The sequence below is a fragment of the Arsukibacterium sp. UBA3155 genome (assembly GCA_002364615.1).
Lineage (GTDB): Bacteria > Pseudomonadota > Gammaproteobacteria > Enterobacterales > Alteromonadaceae > Alishewanella.
In genome coordinates this window covers 83,692-103,560 of the sequence record DEYP01000018.1, presented here as the reverse complement: position 1 = coordinate 103,560, position 19,869 = coordinate 83,692, and the positions used below count along the sequence as shown (strand labels likewise).

General features: G+C 49.6%; 18 protein-coding genes. 10 read left to right on the top strand and 8 right to left on the bottom strand.

Annotated features, from left to right (window positions below):
* Window positions 1-6 precede the first annotated feature (6 nt).
* The 7 genes from B2X65_RS08130 to dusC all read left to right on the top strand — a co-directional run bounded on the left by B2X65_RS08130 (window position 7) and on the right by dusC (window position 5,586).
* Window positions 7-1,896 (top strand): M48 family metallopeptidase, encoded by a 1,890-nt coding sequence (locus tag B2X65_RS08130; RefSeq protein WP_290611837.1) that lies wholly within the window; start codon window positions 7-9, stop codon window positions 1,894-1,896.
* A gap of 100 nt (window positions 1,897-1,996) precedes the next feature.
* Complete coding sequence (locus tag B2X65_RS08125) at window positions 1,997-2,473, top strand: hypothetical protein (RefSeq protein ID WP_290611835.1); 477 nt, start codon at window positions 1,997-1,999, stop codon at window positions 2,471-2,473.
* 105 nt (window positions 2,474-2,578) lie between these two features.
* Window positions 2,579-3,454 (top strand): HDOD domain-containing protein, encoded by an 876-nt coding sequence (locus tag B2X65_RS08120; protein ID WP_290611834.1) that lies wholly within the window; start codon window positions 2,579-2,581, stop codon window positions 3,452-3,454.
* 19 nt (window positions 3,455-3,473) lie between these two features.
* Complete coding sequence (locus tag B2X65_RS08115; RefSeq protein ID WP_290611833.1) at window positions 3,474-3,617, top strand: DUF2256 domain-containing protein; 144 nt, start codon at window positions 3,474-3,476, stop codon at window positions 3,615-3,617.
* A gap of 139 nt (window positions 3,618-3,756) precedes the next feature.
* Window positions 3,757-4,341 (top strand): glucosamine-6-phosphate deaminase, encoded by a 585-nt coding sequence (locus B2X65_RS08110; protein WP_290611831.1) that lies wholly within the window; start codon window positions 3,757-3,759, stop codon window positions 4,339-4,341.
* The gene (locus B2X65_RS08105; RefSeq protein WP_290611830.1) at window positions 4,341-4,550 is read left to right on the top strand and encodes a hypothetical protein; all 210 of its coding nucleotides are present in this window, start codon (window positions 4,341-4,343) and stop codon (window positions 4,548-4,550) included. The genes B2X65_RS08110 and B2X65_RS08105 overlap by 1 nt, the downstream gene beginning before the upstream one ends.
* 82 nt (window positions 4,551-4,632) lie before the next feature.
* On the top strand, window positions 4,633-5,586 hold the full coding sequence (dusC, locus tag B2X65_RS08100; protein WP_290611829.1) for a tRNA dihydrouridine(16) synthase DusC: 954 nt from the start codon (window positions 4,633-4,635) through the stop codon (window positions 5,584-5,586).
* Window positions 5,587-5,624: 38 nt separating this feature from the next.
* Here the strand turns inward: dusC and tdh are convergent, their stop codons facing one another.
* The 3 genes from tdh to B2X65_RS08085 form a co-directional block, all read right to left on the bottom strand.
* A complete protein-coding gene (gene tdh / locus B2X65_RS08095) occupies window positions 5,625-6,650 on the bottom strand; it encodes an L-threonine 3-dehydrogenase (protein WP_290611827.1) in 1,026 nt (341 codons plus the stop codon).
* Between the two features lie 14 nt (window positions 6,651-6,664).
* On the bottom strand, window positions 6,665-7,861 hold the full coding sequence (locus tag B2X65_RS08090) for a glycine C-acetyltransferase (RefSeq protein ID WP_290611826.1): 1,197 nt from the start codon (window positions 7,859-7,861) through the stop codon (window positions 6,665-6,667).
* A gap of 144 nt (window positions 7,862-8,005) precedes the next feature.
* On the bottom strand, window positions 8,006-8,671 hold the full coding sequence (locus B2X65_RS08085; RefSeq protein ID WP_290611823.1) for a TetR/AcrR family transcriptional regulator: 666 nt from the start codon (window positions 8,669-8,671) through the stop codon (window positions 8,006-8,008).
* 120 nt (window positions 8,672-8,791) lie between these two features.
* Between B2X65_RS08085 and coaD the strand changes: the two genes are divergently transcribed.
* Complete coding sequence (gene coaD / locus B2X65_RS08080) at window positions 8,792-9,277, top strand: pantetheine-phosphate adenylyltransferase (RefSeq protein ID WP_349678706.1); 486 nt, start codon at window positions 8,792-8,794, stop codon at window positions 9,275-9,277.
* 10 nt (window positions 9,278-9,287) lie between these two features.
* Here coaD and B2X65_RS08075 read toward each other — a convergent pair whose 3' ends face one another.
* The 4 genes from B2X65_RS08075 to B2X65_RS08060 all read right to left on the bottom strand — a co-directional run bounded on the left by B2X65_RS08075 (window position 9,288) and on the right by B2X65_RS08060 (window position 14,438).
* Window positions 9,288-10,613, bottom strand: a complete 1,326-nt coding sequence (locus tag B2X65_RS08075; RefSeq protein WP_290611820.1) for a sugar MFS transporter — start codon at window positions 10,611-10,613, stop codon at window positions 9,288-9,290.
* Between the two features lie 44 nt (window positions 10,614-10,657).
* Window positions 10,658-11,809, bottom strand: a complete 1,152-nt coding sequence (gene nagA, locus B2X65_RS08070) for an N-acetylglucosamine-6-phosphate deacetylase (RefSeq protein ID WP_290611816.1) — start codon at window positions 11,807-11,809, stop codon at window positions 10,658-10,660.
* 62 nt (window positions 11,810-11,871) lie between these two features.
* Complete coding sequence (locus tag B2X65_RS08065; RefSeq protein WP_290611814.1) at window positions 11,872-12,582, bottom strand: SapC family protein; 711 nt, start codon at window positions 12,580-12,582, stop codon at window positions 11,872-11,874.
* A gap of 254 nt (window positions 12,583-12,836) precedes the next feature.
* Window positions 12,837-14,438, bottom strand: a complete 1,602-nt coding sequence (locus B2X65_RS08060) for an AbgT family transporter (protein ID WP_290611810.1) — start codon at window positions 14,436-14,438, stop codon at window positions 12,837-12,839.
* Between the two features lie 422 nt (window positions 14,439-14,860).
* On the opposite strand from B2X65_RS08060, the gene B2X65_RS08055 reads away from it, so the two are divergent.
* Window positions 14,861-15,610, top strand: a complete 750-nt coding sequence (locus tag B2X65_RS08055; RefSeq protein ID WP_290611808.1) for a 3-hydroxybutyrate dehydrogenase — start codon at window positions 14,861-14,863, stop codon at window positions 15,608-15,610.
* A 43-nt stretch (window positions 15,611-15,653) separates the two neighbouring features.
* Window positions 15,654-19,139, top strand: a complete 3,486-nt coding sequence (locus B2X65_RS08050) for a PAS domain-containing hybrid sensor histidine kinase/response regulator (protein ID WP_290611806.1) — start codon at window positions 15,654-15,656, stop codon at window positions 19,137-19,139.
* A 19-nt stretch (window positions 19,140-19,158) separates the two neighbouring features.
* On the opposite strand, the gene B2X65_RS08045 is transcribed toward B2X65_RS08050, so the two are convergent.
* A complete protein-coding gene (locus B2X65_RS08045) occupies window positions 19,159-19,812 on the bottom strand; it encodes a response regulator (RefSeq protein WP_097112397.1) in 654 nt (217 codons plus the stop codon).
* Window positions 19,813-19,869 lie beyond the last annotated feature (57 nt).

Below are 19,869 nucleotides of genomic sequence, written 5' to 3'. Positions count from 1 at the left end.
TAACGCATGGCCACTAACTTTTTCAGCCAGCAAGATTTAGCAAGACGGAACACCCGGATCCTGATATCGCTATTTACCCTTGCTGTTGTGCTACTGCTGCTTTTAACTAACGCCCTGGTGTTGGTTGGTCTTGGCCTGGTTGACTTGCAGCAAGTTAATAATCAGCAACCTTTAAGCCATAATCTGCCATGGACTATGGTGTTTATTACCAGTATCAGCGTCATTATCGCGGTCGGTATCGCTGTGCTGGTAAAATGGCAGCAGCTGAAGGGCGGCGGTAAAGTCGTTGCAACCAGCCTCGGTGGCAACCGCATTGATGCCGCCAGCAATGATCCGCTGGAACGGCGTCTGCTAAATGTTGTTGAAGAAATGGCCATCGCCGCTAATGTGCCGGTACCACCTGTTTACTTATTGCCCGAGAAAGGGATTAACGCTTTTGCTGCAGGTTACAGTCCGGGTGATGCCGTAATCGGGGTAACCCGTGGCTGTGTTGAACAGCTAAATCGGGACGAGTTGCAAGGCGTAATGGCGCACGAATTCAGCCACATTTTAAATGGCGATATGCGGATGAATATCCGGATGATAGCCATTTTAAACGGCATTTTATTTTTAGGGCATATCGGCTACTTTATGCTGCGCTCCGGCAGCACGTCCAGAGGACGTATTGGTCGCAGCAGCGGTAGCAATAAAAATAAAAATGCTGGCGGCCTGCTGGCGATTGCACTTGGCCTGGTGGTCATTGGCTATTTAGGCTCTTTTTTTGGCAACCTGATCAAAGCAGCAGTGAGCAGGCAACGCGAATACCTGGCCGATGCCTCAGCGGTGCAGTTCAGCCGCAACCCCAGAGGAATTGCCGGTGCATTAAAGCGGATTGGCGCACACAGTGCCGGTACCCGTATCCGTAATAGTAATGCCGATGAAAACAGTCATTTATTTTTTGGCGAAGCTATCTCCCGTTGGGCCAGCATTTTTGCAACACACCCGCCTCTGGCAAAGCGGATAAAACGCCTGGAACCGCATTGGAATGGCAAGTTTCCCAGTCCGATAAATCAGGTAGACCCGGCGGTTGAGCAAAGCCCCCCGCCCCCCACCAGCAGCGCCCGCTCAGATAATGCCGCACCCGATAGCCATAAAATGCTGCAGGCTATTGCTGCTCTGCCTTTATTATTAGTGCAAAATAGCCGCCAGCCCCTGCAGGCTCAGGCCATTGTTTGTGCGTTACTGCTGCAGAATGCTCATGTTGAAGCTGCACAACTGCAACTGATTAAAACGCAAGGCTCACTGGAGCTGTTGCAAAATGTTGACCAGATTATCGATGCAGTGCAGAAGTTGCGCCTGCCGCTACAAGTACAATTACTGCAGCGCACCGTACCGGCACTAAAACAGCTTAGCCAACAGCAGTTTGCCCAGTTTGAGCAACTTATCCAGGCGCTTATCGCTGCCGATCAACAGGTGTCATTACCACAGTGGATAGTGACTCAGTTTATTGAGCATACGGTAGCCAGCCACTTTCAACCAAAACCACAGCTCAGAGGCTCCAGAAAAACGGATATGCTCGCTTTACAAGGCCCGGTTTTAGCATTGCTTAGCGCAGTGGCGAACGCCGCCGGCGATGCTCCCGACGGTGCAACGGCGAGCAAACAGGCCTGGCTGGCCGGATTAGCAAGCATGGGGCTTACCGTTGACACCCCAAGGCCTGACAGCCCGTTAGCTGCATTAACCGGTCATCTGAACGACTTGCTCAGTGCGGCACCGCTAGTAAAGCAGCAGATCTGGCAGGCTATCCTGGCCGCGGTTACCGCAGACAAACTGGAAACGGATAATGAGCAAGCTTTATTGCTTGCCCTGGCGTTACTACTGGAGATGCCCTGGCAACCTGCTGCAGCGGTAAATTAAGCCGCGCGGTTTAACCTTTTCAGAAAAATGTGTTTTAGGGGTTTAGCGAAGCTGCCAGCTAAGGTAAAATAGCCGGTTCTTGTTTAATTCCGGAGGCTGTGTGTCCGATAATCTGTCAGATAATCGCTTATTTCTGTTATACGATGCTTCGTTCGACGATATGGATGCGGAAGGTTGCCCGGGCTTTGGCTTCGTTTTGTTGTTTAATGAAGCTGATGTTAATCAGTTTACTGCTGGCGAAAACCCGGCTTGCCCGGCTGTCTCAATGCTTTTTACCGATCATGCCGACGGCAGTATCAGCGGCGACTTGCTGGGCTGGGCACATTTAGACGCTGAAATTTTTCAACACTATCCGTTGGGTCAGTTTTTAACGCTGATGGAGCAGGCAGCGCAGGTTGCCATTAATGCCTATCGGCAGGTCAGCCAGGTACCTGACAAATTAGTAGCACTCAGCCTGCCCGATGAAGATCTTATCCAGTTTGATGTTCAGTTCAATGATTTGCAACTGAAAGATAAGCAAAGTGAGCTGTTATTAGCCCAGCAGCTGATGGTGGGCCGGCCCTATCTGGATTCTTAGAGAACCAGCTGCGTTAACCCCACTATCACAGATTGCTTTTTCACTTTATTCTTTTACTATATCGACGATCGGTAAACTAACAGGCCAGCACACGGAGCAACCGTAATGACTACAGCCCTTGATATGGCCTTAATTGAGCGGGCTTTAAACGGTTTCACTATTCCACCACGACCTGAAATTTTGCAGCATATTCAACAGCAGCTGGCAAAAAGTGATCCCAGTATCAGCCGGATAGCCGCCTTAATTAATCTGGATGTTGGTATTGCCGGGTTTACATTGAAAGTGGTGAACTCTGCATTTTTTGGCTTACGTCAGAAAATCACCTCTATTGAACATGCCTGTAAATATCTTGGCATGAGCCGGGTTCTGGCGCTGGTTCGTAGTATTTTGTTGCGTTTTACTCTGGCTGAAGGCCGGCAAGACCCGTTTAGTCAACGTTTATGGAGCAGTGCCTTACATACCGGTACTATTGCTATGGCGCTGGCTAAACAGTTTAATCTTAGTCAGGCGGCTCAGGACGATTGCTATAGTCTTGGCTTATTCCACAATGCCGGAATCGCGCTGATCAGCGGACAGGCTCCGCTTTATGCCACGTTAATGCAACAAGGGCTGCAAACAGGCCGGGGACATAGCGAAATTGAAGAGCAGCATTTTCAGACATGTCATGAAGTGCTGGGGTATCTTATTGCACAGTCCTGGGGCTTAACGCCGGAATTGTGTAATGTCATTGCGTACCATCATAGTCCGGCGATTATTCTGCAGTCAGACAATGACTATGAACAGCAACTATTTGCCTTGCTGAAGCTGGCGGAGTTTTTCAGTGGCGAAAGCAGGTTGTTGTATAGCATTAATGTTGATCCTGAGTGGCAAAATTATAGCGGTGCTATCCTGGATGTGCTGGAGCTTGACAGTCTTAGCCTGCCAGATTTTGCCGAGCTACTGCACCAGCAGGATATTCAAACCGTATATAGCCTCAACTAAACTAATCTGAGCTTTAGCTGTGGTTCACCGCAAACCTTTTTTACCTCAAAAAATTTGCCCGAGCTGCCAGCGTCCGTTTAACTGGCGCAAAAAATGGCAACGGGACTGGGAGCACGTTATTTATTGCTCTGAACGTTGCCGCCGCACAAAATCAGAAGGTTAAGCGTCTCAACCCTGCATGCCTGAGATTAAAACCCCTGCCAAGGCAACATGACAGCTTTGTTACACAAGGCGCTATCTGTTACCTTTAACCGATAAGTTATCGCGCAACGTTGCGCATTACTTTTTGCAGGGCGGCCCAGATGCAAATTGTTATTCTACCCAGCGCAAACTGTGTTGCTGAATATGGCGCGGCATTGTTTATCGAGCAGCTAGCTGCAAAGCCGGAATCAGTGCTCGGCTTAGCCACGGGTTCGACCCCCTTAGCACTGTATCAATTGCTGATCGTGGCTTGTCAGCAACAGCACATCTCTTTTTCCAGCGCAAAAACGTTCAATCTGGACGAATATCTGGGTTTAGCTGGCGAGCATCCACAAAGCTACCGCTACTTTATGCAACAACACTTATTTAATCATATTGATATTTCGCCAGAGAATACCGCGGTACCCGATGGTGCTACAACCGATCCGGTAGCTGCCTGTGCCCGGTACGAACAGCAAATAAATGACGCAGGTGGCATCGACTTGCAGCTGCTGGGGTTGGGCCGTAACGGCCACATTGGCTTTAACGAACCGTCATCCGGGCTGTATTCCCGCACCCGAATTAAAACGCTAACACCCGCTACCATAGCCGACAACAGCCGTTTTTTTAACGCCGGCGAATATCAGCCACATCTGTCCATTACCATGGGAATAGGTACTATTCTGGAGGCCAAAAAGTGGTGTTAATGGCGACCGGTGCGAGTAAAGCCGGCGCAGTAAAAGCCATGGTGGAGGGCCCACTTACTGCAGCCTGCCCGGCTTCTGCTTTGCAATTGCATCAGCAGGCGATCATTGTCCTGGATGAAGCGGCAGCATCTGAGTTGGCTGACATTGAATTTTACCGGCATATAGAGCGGGAAAATCAGGCTTTATTCCAGCGATTAAAGCAGCAGTAATACCCAATAGCCTTGCTTAGGGCTACAATAGCGCCCTGAATTTTGCGCTCTGGGGCGCTGCAGCTTGAAGTAGGTAAGGTATATGCAAATTGTGTTAGCGCCAATGGAAGGTGTGGTCGATCACCTGATGCGGGAGATGCTAACCCAAATAGGTGGCTATGACTTGTGTGTCACCGAATTTATCCGGATAGTTGACCAACGCTTACCCGCCCGGGTATTTCATCGTATTTGCCCCGAATTGCAGCAGGGCGGCAAAACCCTTGCCGGCACCCCCGTGCGGGTGCAATTGCTGGGGCAAGAGCCCAACTGGTTAGCCGAGAATGCAGTAAGAGCCGTCGAGCTGGGTTCACCCGGCGTTGATTTGAACTTTGGCTGCCCGGCCAAAGCCGTTAATAAAAGCCGTGGCGGAGCCGTACTGCTAAAACAAACAGAGCAGTTATATCAGATAGTGAAGGCGGTACGTGATGCTGTGCCCGCCGAATATCCGGTCAGCGCTAAAATTCGACTGGGTTATGATGATACCAGCCTGACCCTGGCGAACGCTGAAGCTATTTGCGCAGCAGGCGCCAGCAGTCTGGCTGTGCATGCCCGCACCAAAAGCGATGGCTACCGGCCGCCCGCTTACTGGCCCTGGATTGCCAAAATAAAACAGCATGTAGATATTCCACTAATTGCTAATGGCGAGATATGGTCTGCTGCGGATGCTGCCCTATGTCAGCAGCAGAGCCAGTGTCAGGATATTATGCTCGGCCGGGGGGCACTCGCCATGCCCAATCTGGCGCAAAGCATTAAGCAACAGCAGGCTGTTATGCCCTGGCCGCAGGTGCTGCAACTGCTAATGCATTATTCAGAATTTGAAATTAGCGGTGATAAAGGAAAATACTATGCTAATCGGGTTAAACAGTGGTTTAGTTATTTGAAACTGCAGTACCCGCAGGCCGCGAGCCTATTTCAACATTTAAGGTTACTCAGTAAAAGCGCTGATATTCTGAATTTACTAAACTCAGCGCTTACTGAACCCAAGGTAGAAGTTTGACCGGCAACGGAGGTTGCCTGTTGTCTTGCGCTAATCCGTTACGACCAATTCAGTACCACTTTACCTGACTGGCCGGAACACATGATGTCAAAGCCTTCCTGAAACCGTTCCATCGGCATTTCATGGGTTACCATTGGGGTCAGATCCAGACCAGACTGAATTAAGCTGGCCATTTTGTACCAGGTTTCAAACATCTCCCGGCCATAAATACCTTTAATGATCAAGCCTTTGAAGATCACTTTATTCCAGTCTACTGCCATATCAGAAGGCGGGATACCCAGCATAGCAATCTTACCGCCATGATTCATGGTATCGAGCATGCTACGAAAAGCTGACGGCACGCCAGACATTTCCAGCCCGACGTCAAAGCCTTCAGTCATACCCAGTTCTTTCATAACGTCTTTTAAGTTTTGCTTACTGACATCAACTGCCCGGCTGGCACCCATTTTCAGTGCTAAATCGAGCCGGTACTGATTAACATCGGTAATCACCACGTGGCGGGCGCCAACATGACGCGCCACTGCGGCCGCCATAATACCAATAGGCCCGGCGCCGGTAATTAATACATCCTCGCCCACTAAATCGAACGATAACGCGGTATGCACTGCATTACCAAACGGGTCGAAAATAGCAGCAATGTTATCCGGAATATTATCCGCTAGCTTAAACGCATTAAATGCCGGGATCACCAGATATTCAGCGAATGAACCCGGACGATTAACACCCACACCCGTAGTATTTCGACATAAATGCACCCTGCCAGCACGGCAGTTTCGGCAATGGCCGCAGGTAATATGGCCTTCACCAGATACCCTGTCACCCACCTTAAAGCCGCGAACCTCCGAGCCCATCCCTTCAATCACGCCGACATACTCATGGCCAACGACCATGCCATGAGGAATGGTTTTTTGCGCCCATTCATCCCACTTATAGATGTGCACGTCGGTACCGCATATTGCGGTTTTTTTAATTTTAATTAATACGTCATTCGGTCCAACTTCCGGTTTATCTACCTCTGTTTGCCAAATACCCGGTTCTGCTTTTAACTTTGCTAATGCTTTCATTTTACGTCCCGCCCTTATGCGATCACGCCCATATCTTTACCAATCCGGATAAAGGCCGCAATCGCCTTATCCAGCTGTGCTTTACTGTGTGCTGCTGAAATTTGAGTACGAATTCGGGCCTGACCTTTTGGCACTACCGGAAAGGAGAAACCCACGACATAGATACCCTCGGCCAGCATACGTTTTGACATTTCTGCTGCTATTTTGGCATCTCCCAGCATTACCGGAATAATGGCATGGTCTTTACCGGCCAGGGTAAAACCGGCTGCACTCATTTGTTCCCGAAAATAATTTGCGTTATCCCACAATTTGGCGCGCAGCGCATCACCCGATGCCAGCATTTCCAGTACTTTTATAGATGCAGTGACAATAGAGGGCGCCAGTGAATTGGAGAACAAATACGGGCGTGAGCGCTGTCTAAGCCAGGCGATCACTTCTTTTTTACCTGAAGTATAACCGCCAGAAGCACCGCCCAGCGCTTTGCCCAGCGTACCGGTAATAATATCGACCCGGTTTAACACATCGCAGTACTCATGGGTACCACGACCATTTTCACCGACAAAACCGACGGCATGGCTGTCATCTACCATCACCATGGCGTTGTACTTATCGGCTAAGTCACACACGGTTTTTAAATTGGCAATAATGCCGTCCATTGAAAACACGCCGTCGGTGGCAATCAGTTTAAAGCGGGCGCCATCCGCATCGGCTTGCTTTAACTGGGCTTCCAGATCAGCCATATCATTATTGGCGTACCGAAAACGCTTTGCTTTACACAAACGCACACCATCAATAATAGAAGCATGATTCAGCGCATCAGAAATGATTGCATCTTCCGGACTTAAAATCGTTTCAAATAAACCGGCATTGGCATCAAAGCAGGACGAGTACAAAATGGTATCTTCGGTGCCCAGAAACTCACTGATTTTCGCTTCCAGCGTTTTGTGTATATCCTGAGTACCACAAATAAAACGTACTGATGCCACACCAAAGCCATGGCTGTCCAGCCCCTGCTTTGCCGCAGCAATTAAATCCGGATGATTGGCTAACCCCAGGTAATTGTTGGCACAGAAATTCAGCACCTGCGAGCCGCCTACCGTTACATCTGCCTGCTGTTGCGAGGAAATAATCCGTTCAGCTTTAAATAGCCCTTCAGCGGTAACATCTTCGATCTGGTGTTGTAAGTGTTGCAGAAAAGCGCTGTTGCGCATGCGGCCTCCTGGTTGGCGATGGTCTGAGCGATGCAAAAGATGCACATTGTAATGGTTAAGACGCTGCCATGCAGCGTTTAGTGGTTAAGTGTAGCAACTTGCAGCTGAGCAGCTGTAAATAAACAGCTACAGCTATGCGGTTTTCTAGCTGCTGGTCTGCTCTGCTAAGGCTAGCTGGGCGTAATGTTGCTGCAACTTGGTAATGCGTGGCAATGCCTGAGCGGTCGCATAGGGCTTAAACAGCAACAACACTTTTAACACCCCCTGATACACGCTGGCCTGATTAATCGGCTTATCCGGTGCCTGTGTTTTCAGATAGCTAATCCAGAAAGTCACCAACAACTTAATGCTATGAGCGAAGTCGGCAATATCCTCATCGGCAATTTCAATTACCGATTTCGCCTTCAGTGCCTTTAACACAGAAATAACCCGCTCCAGCACGCCTTGTTGTACCCGGGCATAATCTTGTTGCAATGCACTGTCACGAGCCAGAATGTCAGGCAAATTGGCATAGAAAAAATGAAAGCGCCACATCAGTTCGAATACCACATCCAGGTACTCTGCTAACGCATCCAGTGCCTCGGTTTGCGCCGAAGGCGGTTTTATCCGGGTATCCAGCAACTTGGCATATTCCTTAAAAATTTGCCGGACAATGTCTTCTTTATTGCGAAAATGGTAATACAGATTACCCGGGCTGATACCCAAATGGGCTGCAATATGGTTGGTGGTAACCTGGCGCTCGCCCACGTCGTTAAACAGCGCAATACTGGCTTGCAGAATTTTATCTTTAGTTCTGAGCTTTTTTTCCATCTGAATAGCTAAGCTTCTTAATTGGTATAGTAGTTTGCTATAGTAACGCCAAACTGACTAAAAACTCTAGTCGCTTGCACTTTTGTGGTGTCAGGCGGCGACAACATAAGCATCATAAATATGAAAGTAAAAGCCATTTACCCCGGCACCTTCGACCCGTTAACGAATGGCCACAGTGACTTAGTGCTCCGCGCCGCCAGGCTATTTGATTCGGTGGTAGTAGGCGTTGCCTCAAACCCCAGTAAACAGCCCTTATTCAGTCTGCAAGAGCGGGTAAAGCTGGCTGAGCAGGCGTTTGCTGATTGTGGCAATGTGCAGGTGATTGGCTTTTCCGGCTTATTGGCGCAATTTGCCAAAGAGCAGCATGCCCAGGTGTTACTGCGGGGAGTGCGGGCGGTCGCTGATTATGAATACGAATTTCAGCTAGCCAGTATGAACCGGCAACTCAATCCGGAGCTGGACAGTTTATTTATGACCCCATCAGAGAAAAATACCTTTATTTCCTCGACGCTGGTAAAAGAAGTATGCCGGCACGGCGGCGATATCAGTAGTTTTGTGCCCGCTCATGTCGAGCGGGCTTTAAAAGCAAAATTCAGCAAAACCTGAATAAGAGTACTTAACGCCAGCGGCGTAGTTTATGGCCTTTAAAAGCATAGAATAAAATATAAAGGTAACAGGGCAACATCATCCAGTAGGCAAACTGACTGTTGCCAGAACTATGAGCAAGATAACCATATACCATGGGTAAGATAGCACCACCTGCGATCCCCATAATCAACAATGCCGAGCCGGTACTGGTTAGCTTACCCAGGCCCTGCAATGACAGAGGCCACACCGCTGGCCATACCAACGCATTAGCAAAACCGAGTAATGCCAGGAACATTATTGTATTGGGTACTACCGGAATACCACTCCAGCCAAACAAAATATCAGCCAGCAAGCTGCTGTCGGCACTACCAAACATGACGCCAAGGGTAAACAGCAAACCAAAGATGGCTGATCCCTGCAGAGCACGCTCCTGCGACAAATATTTAGGAATACAAAATACGCCCACCATATAACCAAGTACCATAAAGGCCATGGTATAGGAGGTTAACGCACCAAAGTGGGCGACACCTAAACCCTGGCCGTATAAACCAATGGTATCGCCGGCAATCACCTCAACGCCCACATAAACAAACAGCGCCACCACACCCAACACCAGCTGCGGATGGCTGAATACCGCAGTCCAGGGATCTTTGCCTGCTTTTTCAATCGCGCTGTCATTTAAATCAAGCTCGGGTAGCGGTGAAAACTTAATAAAGGCGGCCAGGAACAGTAAGGCCACTGTCATATAAATATAGGGGGTAACTAATCGGTTCGACAGCGCTGCCAGTTGAGCATTACGTTCGGCTTCAGTTAGCAATGCCAACGCTTCTGAGGAAAACGGCTCCATACCCGTTAACACCCATGCGGTAAAAATAAGCGGCACCACAAAGCCTGCACCTTTGTTGACCAGCCCCATAACACTGATCCGCATTGCCGCGCTTTCTCGCGGGCCAATACAGACGATATAAGGATTAGACGCAGTTTGCAGGATAGTCAGCCCTGTCCCCAGAGTAAACAATCCGGCAAGAAACAACGCATAGTGGGAAGTTTGCGCCGCTGGAATAAACAGAATGGCGCCCACCGCCATAATAAGTAAACCCAGTACCATGCCATTTTTATAGCCAACCTTGTTAAGCACAAACGACATAGGCAATGCCATGACGACATAGGCAATATAAAACGCGAAAGTCACCAGCAGGGCCTGGAATTCATTTAATTCGCAGACAATTTTTAGAAATGGAATAAGTGATCCGTTTAGCCAGGTGACAAAACCAAAGATAAAAAACAAAATACCGATTATTGTCATCGGCAAAACACTGCTATGGCTAACCGGCCGTGCCACGGATGCACCCATCTTGTTCACTCCTTTTTTATCATGATTAACGCATCTACGCCCGGCTATACTGGATAAACACAGTAGCCGCCAATCCAGTTTTGCCGCACCTCATAGTGTTCATCCAGCAATACCATATCCGCCTGATAGCCCTTGAATAAACTACCCCGGCTAGCTGCACAGCCCAATGCCTGCGCCGGATAGTGCGACGCCATCCGCAGTGCTTCAGCCGGAGACACCGCCAGCCCGTCAATGGCATAACGTACTGCGCTGGCCATATCCAGCACGGAACCGGCCAGCCGGCCTGCTTCGTCAGTGAGTTTAGAGCCTTCGCGCCGCACTTTGCCGCTAAAAAAGGCAAACTCGGTGTCAGTGGTCCCCACCGGGGCCATCGCATCGGTAACCAGCAATAACTTTCCGGCGGGCTTGGCGGCCAGCGCGACTTTAGCCGTCAGCGGATGCATATGATGACCATCAAAGATCACCCCACACCAGCTGTCAGCATCTGCCAGCGCCACTCCAACCATGCCGGGCTCCCGCGAAGTCATGGGTGACATGGCATTGTATAAATGAGTAAAACCGCTGGCACCTGCGTCCAATGCAGCCTGCACCGTCGCGGCGTCGGCATTAGAGTGCCCAAGGCAGACAATCACATTAAGCCCGACCAACTGTCGTATCTGTGCAGGGCTGACATTTTCCGGTGCCACCGTAACCAGTTTAATACCGATATCATTTCGACTATAAATGGCTAACTCTGCGGGGCTAAGTTCGCGGATATGCATAGCCGGATGAACGCCTTTTTTAGGCTCAGCCAGATGCGGCCCTTCAAAATGCAAGCCAATAACCCCAGGCTCAGCTGAGGCAATGGCCCCGGCAACTGCATCAGCAGCCTGCTGCATCACACTAATACTGTCGGTAATAATGGTGGGCAGGATGGCGGTGCTGCCAAAGCGGCTGTGCGCCTTTAGCATGGTGCGCAACGTTGCCACAGTCGGTGCGCTGTTAAATAATACGCCACCGCCGCCATTTACCTGTAAATCAATAAAGCCCGGCACCAGGGTAGCGGCCAGCACAGCACCGACAGCAGGTTTGATGCTAACAATCTTGCCCTGTTGCCAGCGCAGCTCGACATTGCTGTGCCAGTGCGTGCCATCAAACAGCGAGGAAACAGCGAGGCTACCGGTATTGCTGCTATCTTCAGCATTGCGTTTCATCATGTTGTTCCGCTTGCAAAAACGGCACCAATACAGGTGCCGTTTTTTTAATTATCGGGTGGCTATCAGGCTGGTTTAACCAGCTTTTGCACCAGTTTCTGAGTGTGCTGTAAAGACATCAGATGGGCATAAATAGCGGTCAGGAAGCCCAGTTTGCGCAACTCCAAAAACACCTCATCACTCAGCGCATTCAGCTTTTTCTCGTCAATCATATGAATGCCGTTAATATTGCGCGGCTCTCCGTCGACCGTAATGGTCAATACCTGCTCTTTGATAAGATCCAGACTTTTCAACTTCTGGCTGAAGCCGCGGGTCATCCGGCTAAATTCGACAAACTCGCCCATTTGCTTCTTACGATCGGCCAGATAATCAGTTTCGCTGCCATCATCCTTAAATAATGACACACCATCCTTCTCATTGACCCGTTCAGAAGACTCGTCTACCGCAACAATTAAGCGGTCACTGTCCTTCTCAGGCTGAACCAATACCAAGGGGTAATTCCGTGCCACACGTGGTACGTACAGTGCCTGCCATTTACCATCCTGAATAACCAGATTCTGATTTGCCGCCAACCCTAACAATACCACTGGCTGATAGCTGTCATTTTCACCATCTTTGACAAATACGACTGGGAATTCGGCACCAGCAACGACAAACTCCTGCACAACGACGGGCAGCATGTGCTGATCAGCAACATGGCTTAATGCATTTTCGTTGCTGATTTTGGTTTTGGCATGTTGTTCTTTGCTTAGCGCTACTACTTTATTCTGTTCCATAGATAACTCATTGTTATGGGATTTTTAAAATACCAGCGGTTTGCGGTGTTAATACTGTCAGCAAGCTTGTCTGCTGCCACCGTCTGTCACCCTGGCGTACCGGCCTTATCTTGCGTGAAGTTGGCCTGTGAATCAACTGCTGAATGCCGATAAAGCCCGGTTATTGCCTTGTAACTGACAACGCACACAGCGTGGCAAGCACGGGTAGTTTCGCTTACCCTATCACGCACTCAGCGGGTTTTTATCGATAACGACTAACCCGCACTAAACTCGTAATAAGTTGGCGCGCCCGGCCCCACCGGGAAGCCAGCAACAAACACCCACAAAATAAACAAAATGGTCCAGCCGACAAAAAACACCATGGAGTACGGCAGCATCGTAGCAATTAACGTACCCAGCCCCATATCTTTTTTGTAGCGGGCCGCCACGGCCAAAATTAAACCGAAATAGCTCATCATTGGGGTAATAACATTGGTAACAGAATCACCGATCCGGTAAGCCGCCTGAATAACTTCTGGTGAGTAGCCAACAATCATCAGCATCGGCACAAAAATAGGTGCGGTAATGGCCCACTGTGCGGAGGCGGATCCGAGCATCAGATTAACAAAGCCACACATGGCAATAAAAAATACAAATAATAGTGGCCCGGTTAACCCTAGCTCCTGCAAGGCCGTTGCCCCTTTTACTGCAAAAATAGCGCCCATATTAGACCAGCCAAAAAAGGCCACAAACTGCGCTGCAAAAAACACCAGCACAATATACAGCCCCATTGCCCCAATGCTTTTAGACATAGCATTAATCACGTCGCGATCAGTTTGCATGGTGCCAACTATCTTGCCGTAGACAAAACCAGGAATCGCAAAGGTAACAAAAATAAAGACCACAATACCTTTTAAAAAGGGCGAGTCAGGTACACCACCCGTTTCCGGATTACGCAAAATGCCCCATTCTGGCACCACACTTAACGCTAATAAAATAGCGATAAGTAAAAAAGCAACCCCCGCGCCTTTAAGGCCTAATTTTTCTCTGGCGGTTAACGAGTCAAGCTGTTGCTTACCTAAATCAATCGAGGCCTCATCTGCATTATATTTGCCCAATTTAGGCTCAACAATTTTCTCCGTGACAATCGCCCCCAATGTCGCGATGACAAAGGTACTGGCAATCATAAAGTACCAGTTGGCTTCAGGTCCAACCGTGTAACTGGGATCAATCAGGTTTGCTGCAGAGGTCGTAAACCCTGCCAGCAGAGGGTCTACTGTGCCGATAAATAAATTGGCACTGTAACCACCTGAGACGCCGGCAAAAGCCGCAGCTAAACCGGCCAGTGGATGGCGGCCCAGAGAGTGAAAAATCACCGCGGCCATCGGAATAAGCACCACATACCCTAATTCTGAAGCCGTATTAGACACAATACCCGCAAATACCACTGTTACTGTTACCATCCGCGGTGACGCATTCATCACCAAGCCACGCATCGCTGCTGAAATTAAGCCAGAATGTTCAGCAATACTGACCCCCAGTAACGCCACTAACACCACACCAAGCGGCGGGAAACCGGTAAAATTGGTTACCAGATTAGCGATAATCCGCTGCAGGCCATCAACGCTGAATAAACTGACGACCCGGATAATACCGTCGGCCGAGCGGCCGGCAGCACCTTCTGGCCTGGGATCAACCGCACTAAAATCAAAATAAGCAGCGACACCGCTACCTACCACAACTAACACCGCAAACAGGGCAAATAACGTCACGGGGTGCGGTAATAAATTGCCCAGCCATTCTACGGTATCAAGAAAGCGGGTAAACCAGCCACGCTTCGGTCCCGCCGGGGCAGGTGTTCTACCAGCGTTTGTCATAAATGCATTCCTCTTGGTCAAAGCACAGATAATCTCGACAATTATCTGGAAATCGTTAACAGCTTTTTAGTTATTTTAAGGCTCACAACAAGAAAGTAGCGCAAGAGCCTGATATATCGCAACTTAGCAGGGCTTAACAATAGCCCGAAGCTGACTTTTATAGTATTTATCGACCAAATCTACCACAGGAGCGGCCGGCGGCAAAGCCTGATGCCACGTTAACACGGGCTATAGCGTTAAATTGCAGCTGGAATCCGTAAAATAAGCAGTCGCCTGAGCAAGGATAACGCCGCGGCAGTTATTTTTACTGTAAATCCTTCTGCCAGGTGGCAAAGCATGCGCAAGGTATAACACTAAAGTACCGTTGCTTGCTGTCGCTGCGCTGCCTAGCATAAGCAATTAACGAGTAACGGAGTAAACTTATGCGTGCAGTTATTACGGGAGGCACCGGTGGCATCGGCTTTGCTATTGCCAGTCATTTTGGCAAAGCGGGTTATCAGGTAGTTTTAGCTGATTTAAACGAAACCTTGTTGCAGCAAAAAGCTGCGGAGCTTTCTCAGCAGGGTATTAGCGCAGACTATTGTGTGCTGGATGTTACCGATCAGCAGGCAATTGAAGAGTGTGCCAGGCGCTTTCCCGCCGACATTGTGGTAAACAATGCCGGTATTCAGCATGTGGCCCGGCTGGAGGATTTTCCACCAGAAAAGTGGGCACTGCTTATCAATGTTATGTTAACCGGGCCAGCCATGCTAACGCGGGCGATGCTGCCTTATATGCGCAACAATAATTTTGGCCGGGTGATCAATATCGGCTCTATTCACGCGGTTATCGCTTCACCGTTTAAATCTGCCTATGTGGCGGCAAAACATGGTTTGCTGGGTTTTAGTAAAGTGATCGCGCTGGAAAACGCCGATAAAAATTTTACCATTAATACCATCTGTCCGGCCTATGTTAAAACACCGCTGGTGGAGCAACAAATCGCTGCCCAGGCCAAAGAGCATAATCTGACTGAGCAGCAAGTCATTGAGCAAATTATGCTGGCGCCGATGCCGCAAAAAGCCTTTATAGACGTGAGTGAAATTGCTGAAATGGCCGCATTTCTTTGTCAGGATGGCGCAAGGCATATGACCGCGCAGGCATTAATCCTGGATGGTGGCTGGACAGCCCGCTAGCACTGCGACGGTATCTGAGGCACAATCGACTCATGAGTATTTAATGACGTCTCCTCAACAAATGATTGAAAATGGCAGCGGCATTGGTTTAGCCACCATTGCCGCCATTTCACTGATATACCTGCTTATTCTATTTAGCGTCGGCCGCTTCGGCAGGCGTATAACGGCGCGCCACCCCCTGGCGCCCTGGGTTTTCAGCTTCGCCCTGTCTATTTATTGTACCTCCTGGGCCTTTTATGGTGTAACAGCCCAGGCCGCCGTGAATGGCTGGTGGATCCCGCCCACCTATATCGGCTCATTTATTCTGTTCTGGTTTGGTTTTAAGCTTATCGCCCGTATTGCTATTGCCTGCCGGCGTTATCGTATCACTTCGGTAGCCGATTTTATCGCCACCCGTTTTGGTCATTCCCGCTCGTTGGCCGTGTTAATCACCCTTATTTTGATCATGGCGGTGATCCCTTATATCGCGCTGCAATTACATGCAGTCTCTACCAGTATCAATACCCTGGTTCAGGCAGAGGTTGGCGTACACTGGTACACCGATACCGGCTTTTATGTCAGCTTATGGATGGCCGTGTTTGCCTTGCTGTTTGTCAGCAAGAGTGCCAGAGCACATCAACCGAACCCGGGTCTGATGACGGCAATCGCCTTTGAATCGCTGATTAAACTGCTGGCGTTGCTGGCCATAGGCTGTTTTGTGGTATTTGGCATGTTTGACGGTTTTGCCAGTATTTTTGACAACGCAGCGAAGGATCCCGCCATTAGTGAATTGCGCCAACAAGCGCTGCCCATGCATGCATACTGGCTGCACGCGCTGCTGGGATTTTTTGCTACCCTCTGCTTGCCCAGACAGTTTCATGTCAGTTTTGTTGAAAACCAGAAACTAAGCCACCTGCGCAGCGCCCGCTGGATTTTCCCACTTTACCTGCTACTCATGAGTATTTTTACGCTGCCGCTGGCGCTGGCCGGCGTGATGTTACTGGGCAATGACGCCAACATTGATGTTGTAGTATTGCAGTTACCCCTGGCTGCGAACCGCACTGACATCGCGTTACTTGCGTACTTGGGTGGGTTTTCAGCAGCCACCAGTATGGTCGTGGTTGCCACAGTGGTACTGGGGATCATGATCACCAACGAATTGCTGGCACCGTTTATTTACCGCAGTACGTCACTGCAAAAAGAGCAGCAGAACAAAGTTAAAGTTGCGACGCTGCGCCGTTCGGCCATGCTGACGGTGATGGCCCTGGGCTTTATTTACTACCGGTTTATTGGCACCGAGACTGGCCTGGCCCAGCTTGGCTTAATGGCTTTCGCCCTGGTTGCACAGTTAGCACCAGCGTTAATTCTCGGTTTGTTGTCACGTAAGGTCAACCGCCAGGGCGCTATGGCCGGTGTGCTTAGCGGCGCTGTGGTCTGGGCCTATATTCTGTTGTTACCCGAAATCAGCAGAGCAGGCCTGATGAGCTCAACCTGGCTTAGCCAGGGGCCCTTTGGCTTGTCATGGCTGGCACCACAGCAGTTGTTTGGCTGGCAGGCCGACCCATTGAGTTTAGGCGTGCTGCTTAGCTTGTCGGTAAATTGTCTGATGGTGATGCTGGTTAGCCGGTTTAGCAACACCCGGGTCAGTGAGTACCTGGAAAGCGGCCGCTTTTTGCGCGCCCAGCTCAGCAATGACAATCGCCGTAGTGTGCAACTGAGTATTCAGGACTGCTATTTACTGGTAAAACGCTTCGCCGGTGAGAAAGAAGCCCGGCGCTTGTTACTGCGCAACTTAAAAGATCCCAATCCTCTGCAAAACCAGTTTGCTCCGCTTAATCTGGTGCAGGCGGCAGAACGCAGTCTTGCGGCTGTTGTCGGCGGGGCTTCCATGCGGTTAATTATGGATGCGGCTGGTAAGCATGCCCAGTTACCGATGGAAACAGTAGAACGCTTTGTAGACGAAGCCAGTCAGGTGTTTCAGTTTAATCAGGCACTCTTGCTATCTACCATTGATAACATCAGCCAGGGCATCAGTGTGGTCGATGCTGACCTGCGGCTCATCGCCTGGAACCAACGCTATATCGATATGTTTAGTTATCCTGCCGGCATGGTCGAAGTAGGTAAGCCAGTAGCAGAGGTTATTCGTTTTAACCTGCAGCGGGGTTTAATTGACAGCGAGAATATTGAAGCAGAGATAAGCAAACGGCTTAGCTATTTGCGCCAGGGAAGCAGCTATAAGTTTCAGCGTGAGCAACAAGATGGCAGGGTGTTTGAAATGCAGGGCGACCCGCTGCCCGGTGGTGGCTTTGTTACCACCTATACTGACATCAGCTCGTTTATTGAGGTGCAAACCCAGCTGGAACAAAGCAATACCTTGCTTGAACAACGGGTCAGTGAGCGTACCTCTGAATTGCAATCGTTAAATCAGCAGCTGCAACTTACTCAGCAGCAACTGGAGACAAGTACGGCAGCGAAAACCCGTTTTTTTGCTGCCGCCAGTCATGACCTGATGCAGCCGTTTAACGCCGCGGCGCTGTTTGCCGGCTTGCTACGTCAACAAAGCACCACTCCCGAACTTCGCCAGCTCAGTGCCAATTTAACCAATTCACTTAATTCGGCAGAAGAGCTGTTAACCGCTATTCTGGATTTAACCAAGCTTGACTCCGGGGTCATTAAAGCCAACCTGCAACCGGTCGCCGTAACTCAGTTATTGGAAGATATAGGCCGCGATGCCGCAGTTCTTGCTGCTGAGAAAGGCTTGCAGTTCAGCATGCATAGCAGCACGTTATGGGTAACAACGGATCGTAAACTGGTAAAACGGGTTATTCAGAACCTGTTGGCCAATGCGGTACGCTACACTACTGAAGGGAAAATCATTCTCGGAGTAAAACGTTCGAATAAGCAGCTTCATATTCATATTATTGATACCGGTGTTGGCATCGCAGAAACAGATCAGCAGCGCATATTTGAGGAGTTTCAGCAAGGTAGTCAGCCGGATCAAAAAGGCCTGGGCTTAGGGCTGGCTATCGCGCACCGGATTAGTGCCATCTTGGGCCACACACTCACTGTGCACTCTATACCCGGCAAAGGCAGCTGCTTTAGTTTAACGTTACCACGTGCCACCATGCCGCCAAGCTCAATGACAGCGATTCCTGCAATCAATGAAATTAGTGCCAGTTTTGCCGGTAAAAAAATCTTATTGCTAGATAACGAAGCCCATTTGCTTAGTGCCGTCAGTGCACTCCTAAGCAGCTGGCAATGCCAGGTAACCGCAGTAAGTCAGCCTGGCGAAGCCTTAGCCGCCATTTCACAAGGCTTAAAACCTGATTTATGTCTGTTTGATTACCATCTGGATAATGCTGCCACAGGGGTCGCTGTCGCTGAACAACTGACCAGTCATTTTGCCCTGACTGCGCCGGTCATTATTCATTCAGCGGATCATGACCAGCATATTCGGGAGCAGGCTTTGAACGGAGGGTTCTATTTCTTACTGAAACCACTAAAACCGGCGGCTTTAAAACGCTTATTTCAGCGCTTACTTAGAAATTAAGCGCCTCAGTCTATGTAAGTTAGCCTGTATAGCTCTCTGGCAGGCGCAGTTTTTCAAACATAATGCCAGCCAGCGTGCGGTTATTTACGTTTAACTTGCGTAAAATAGCCGAGACATGCTGCTTGATCGTGGTTTCCTGCACATTCATTTCGTAAGCAATCTGCTTATTTAACAAGCCATCGGCGATCATTTTCAGCACCCGGAACTGCTGCGGAGTCAGCTGTTCCAGCCGCTGTGCAAAATCATTGTCGATAAGTGGTTTCGCATTTTTAACGTCTTCTGCCAGGCCAGGCGGTAGCCAGCTGTCACCATTTAATACGGCGCTGATAGCGTCAGATAACAGTTCTAACGGCACGGACTTAGGAATATAGGCAGCAGCACCTAGCGCTAATGCCTGTTTAATAATAACCGGATCTTCTTCCGCTGACACCATAATCACCGGCACGTCGGGGTATTCGGTGCGAAGCGCGCTAAGACCAGTAAAACCGTCAGAGCCAGGCATTTTTAAGTCGAGGAAGATAAAATGGGTATCGGGATGCTGGCGTAATAATGGCCAGACTTGTTCCATTGTTTGCGCCTGCAGCAACAGGGCATCGTTGCCAAGAATGGCTGAGGAGGCCTGGGCAAGGGCAACCCGGAATAAAGGATGATCATCAGCGATGATGGCTATCATAACGTATACTTCTGAGCACATGGGCTCGCTATAATGAACCGGGGCTTACGCCCCGGC

Excerpts from the sequence above, each read along its gene's own strand:
- B2X65_RS08130 (WP_290611837.1), top strand. The coding sequence starts at position 7 with ATGGCCACTAACTTTTTCAGCCAGCAAGATTTAGCAAGACGGAACACC.
- B2X65_RS08120 (WP_290611834.1), top strand. The coding sequence starts at position 2,579 with ATGACTACAGCCCTTGATATGGCCTTAATTGAGCGGGCTTTAAACGGT.
- B2X65_RS08110 (WP_290611831.1), top strand. The coding sequence starts at position 3,757 with ATGCAAATTGTTATTCTACCCAGCGCAAACTGTGTTGCTGAATATGGC.
- B2X65_RS08105 (WP_290611830.1), top strand. The coding sequence starts at position 4,341 with ATGGCGACCGGTGCGAGTAAAGCCGGCGCAGTAAAAGCCATGGTGGAG.
- dusC (WP_290611829.1), top strand. The coding sequence starts at position 4,633 with ATGCAAATTGTGTTAGCGCCAATGGAAGGTGTGGTCGATCACCTGATG.
- tdh (WP_290611827.1), bottom strand. The coding sequence starts at position 6,650 with ATGAAAGCATTAGCAAAGTTAAAAGCAGAACCGGGTATTTGGCAAACA.
- B2X65_RS08090 (WP_290611826.1), bottom strand. The coding sequence starts at position 7,861 with ATGCGCAACAGCGCTTTTCTGCAACACTTACAACACCAGATCGAAGAT.
- B2X65_RS08085 (WP_290611823.1), bottom strand. The coding sequence starts at position 8,671 with ATGGAAAAAAAGCTCAGAACTAAAGATAAAATTCTGCAAGCCAGTATT.
- coaD (WP_349678706.1), top strand. The coding sequence starts at position 8,792 with ATGAAAGTAAAAGCCATTTACCCCGGCACCTTCGACCCGTTAACGAAT.
- B2X65_RS08075 (WP_290611820.1), bottom strand. The coding sequence starts at position 10,613 with ATGGGTGCATCCGTGGCACGGCCGGTTAGCCATAGCAGTGTTTTGCCG.
- nagA (WP_290611816.1), bottom strand. The coding sequence starts at position 11,809 with ATGATGAAACGCAATGCTGAAGATAGCAGCAATACCGGTAGCCTCGCT.
- B2X65_RS08065 (WP_290611814.1), bottom strand. The coding sequence starts at position 12,582 with ATGGAACAGAATAAAGTAGTAGCGCTAAGCAAAGAACAACATGCCAAA.
- B2X65_RS08060 (WP_290611810.1), bottom strand. The coding sequence starts at position 14,438 with ATGACAAACGCTGGTAGAACACCTGCCCCGGCGGGACCGAAGCGTGGC.
- B2X65_RS08055 (WP_290611808.1), top strand. The coding sequence starts at position 14,861 with ATGCGTGCAGTTATTACGGGAGGCACCGGTGGCATCGGCTTTGCTATT.
- B2X65_RS08050 (WP_290611806.1), top strand. The coding sequence starts at position 15,654 with ATGACGTCTCCTCAACAAATGATTGAAAATGGCAGCGGCATTGGTTTA.
- B2X65_RS08045 (WP_097112397.1), bottom strand. The coding sequence starts at position 19,812 with ATGATAGCCATCATCGCTGATGATCATCCTTTATTCCGGGTTGCCCTT.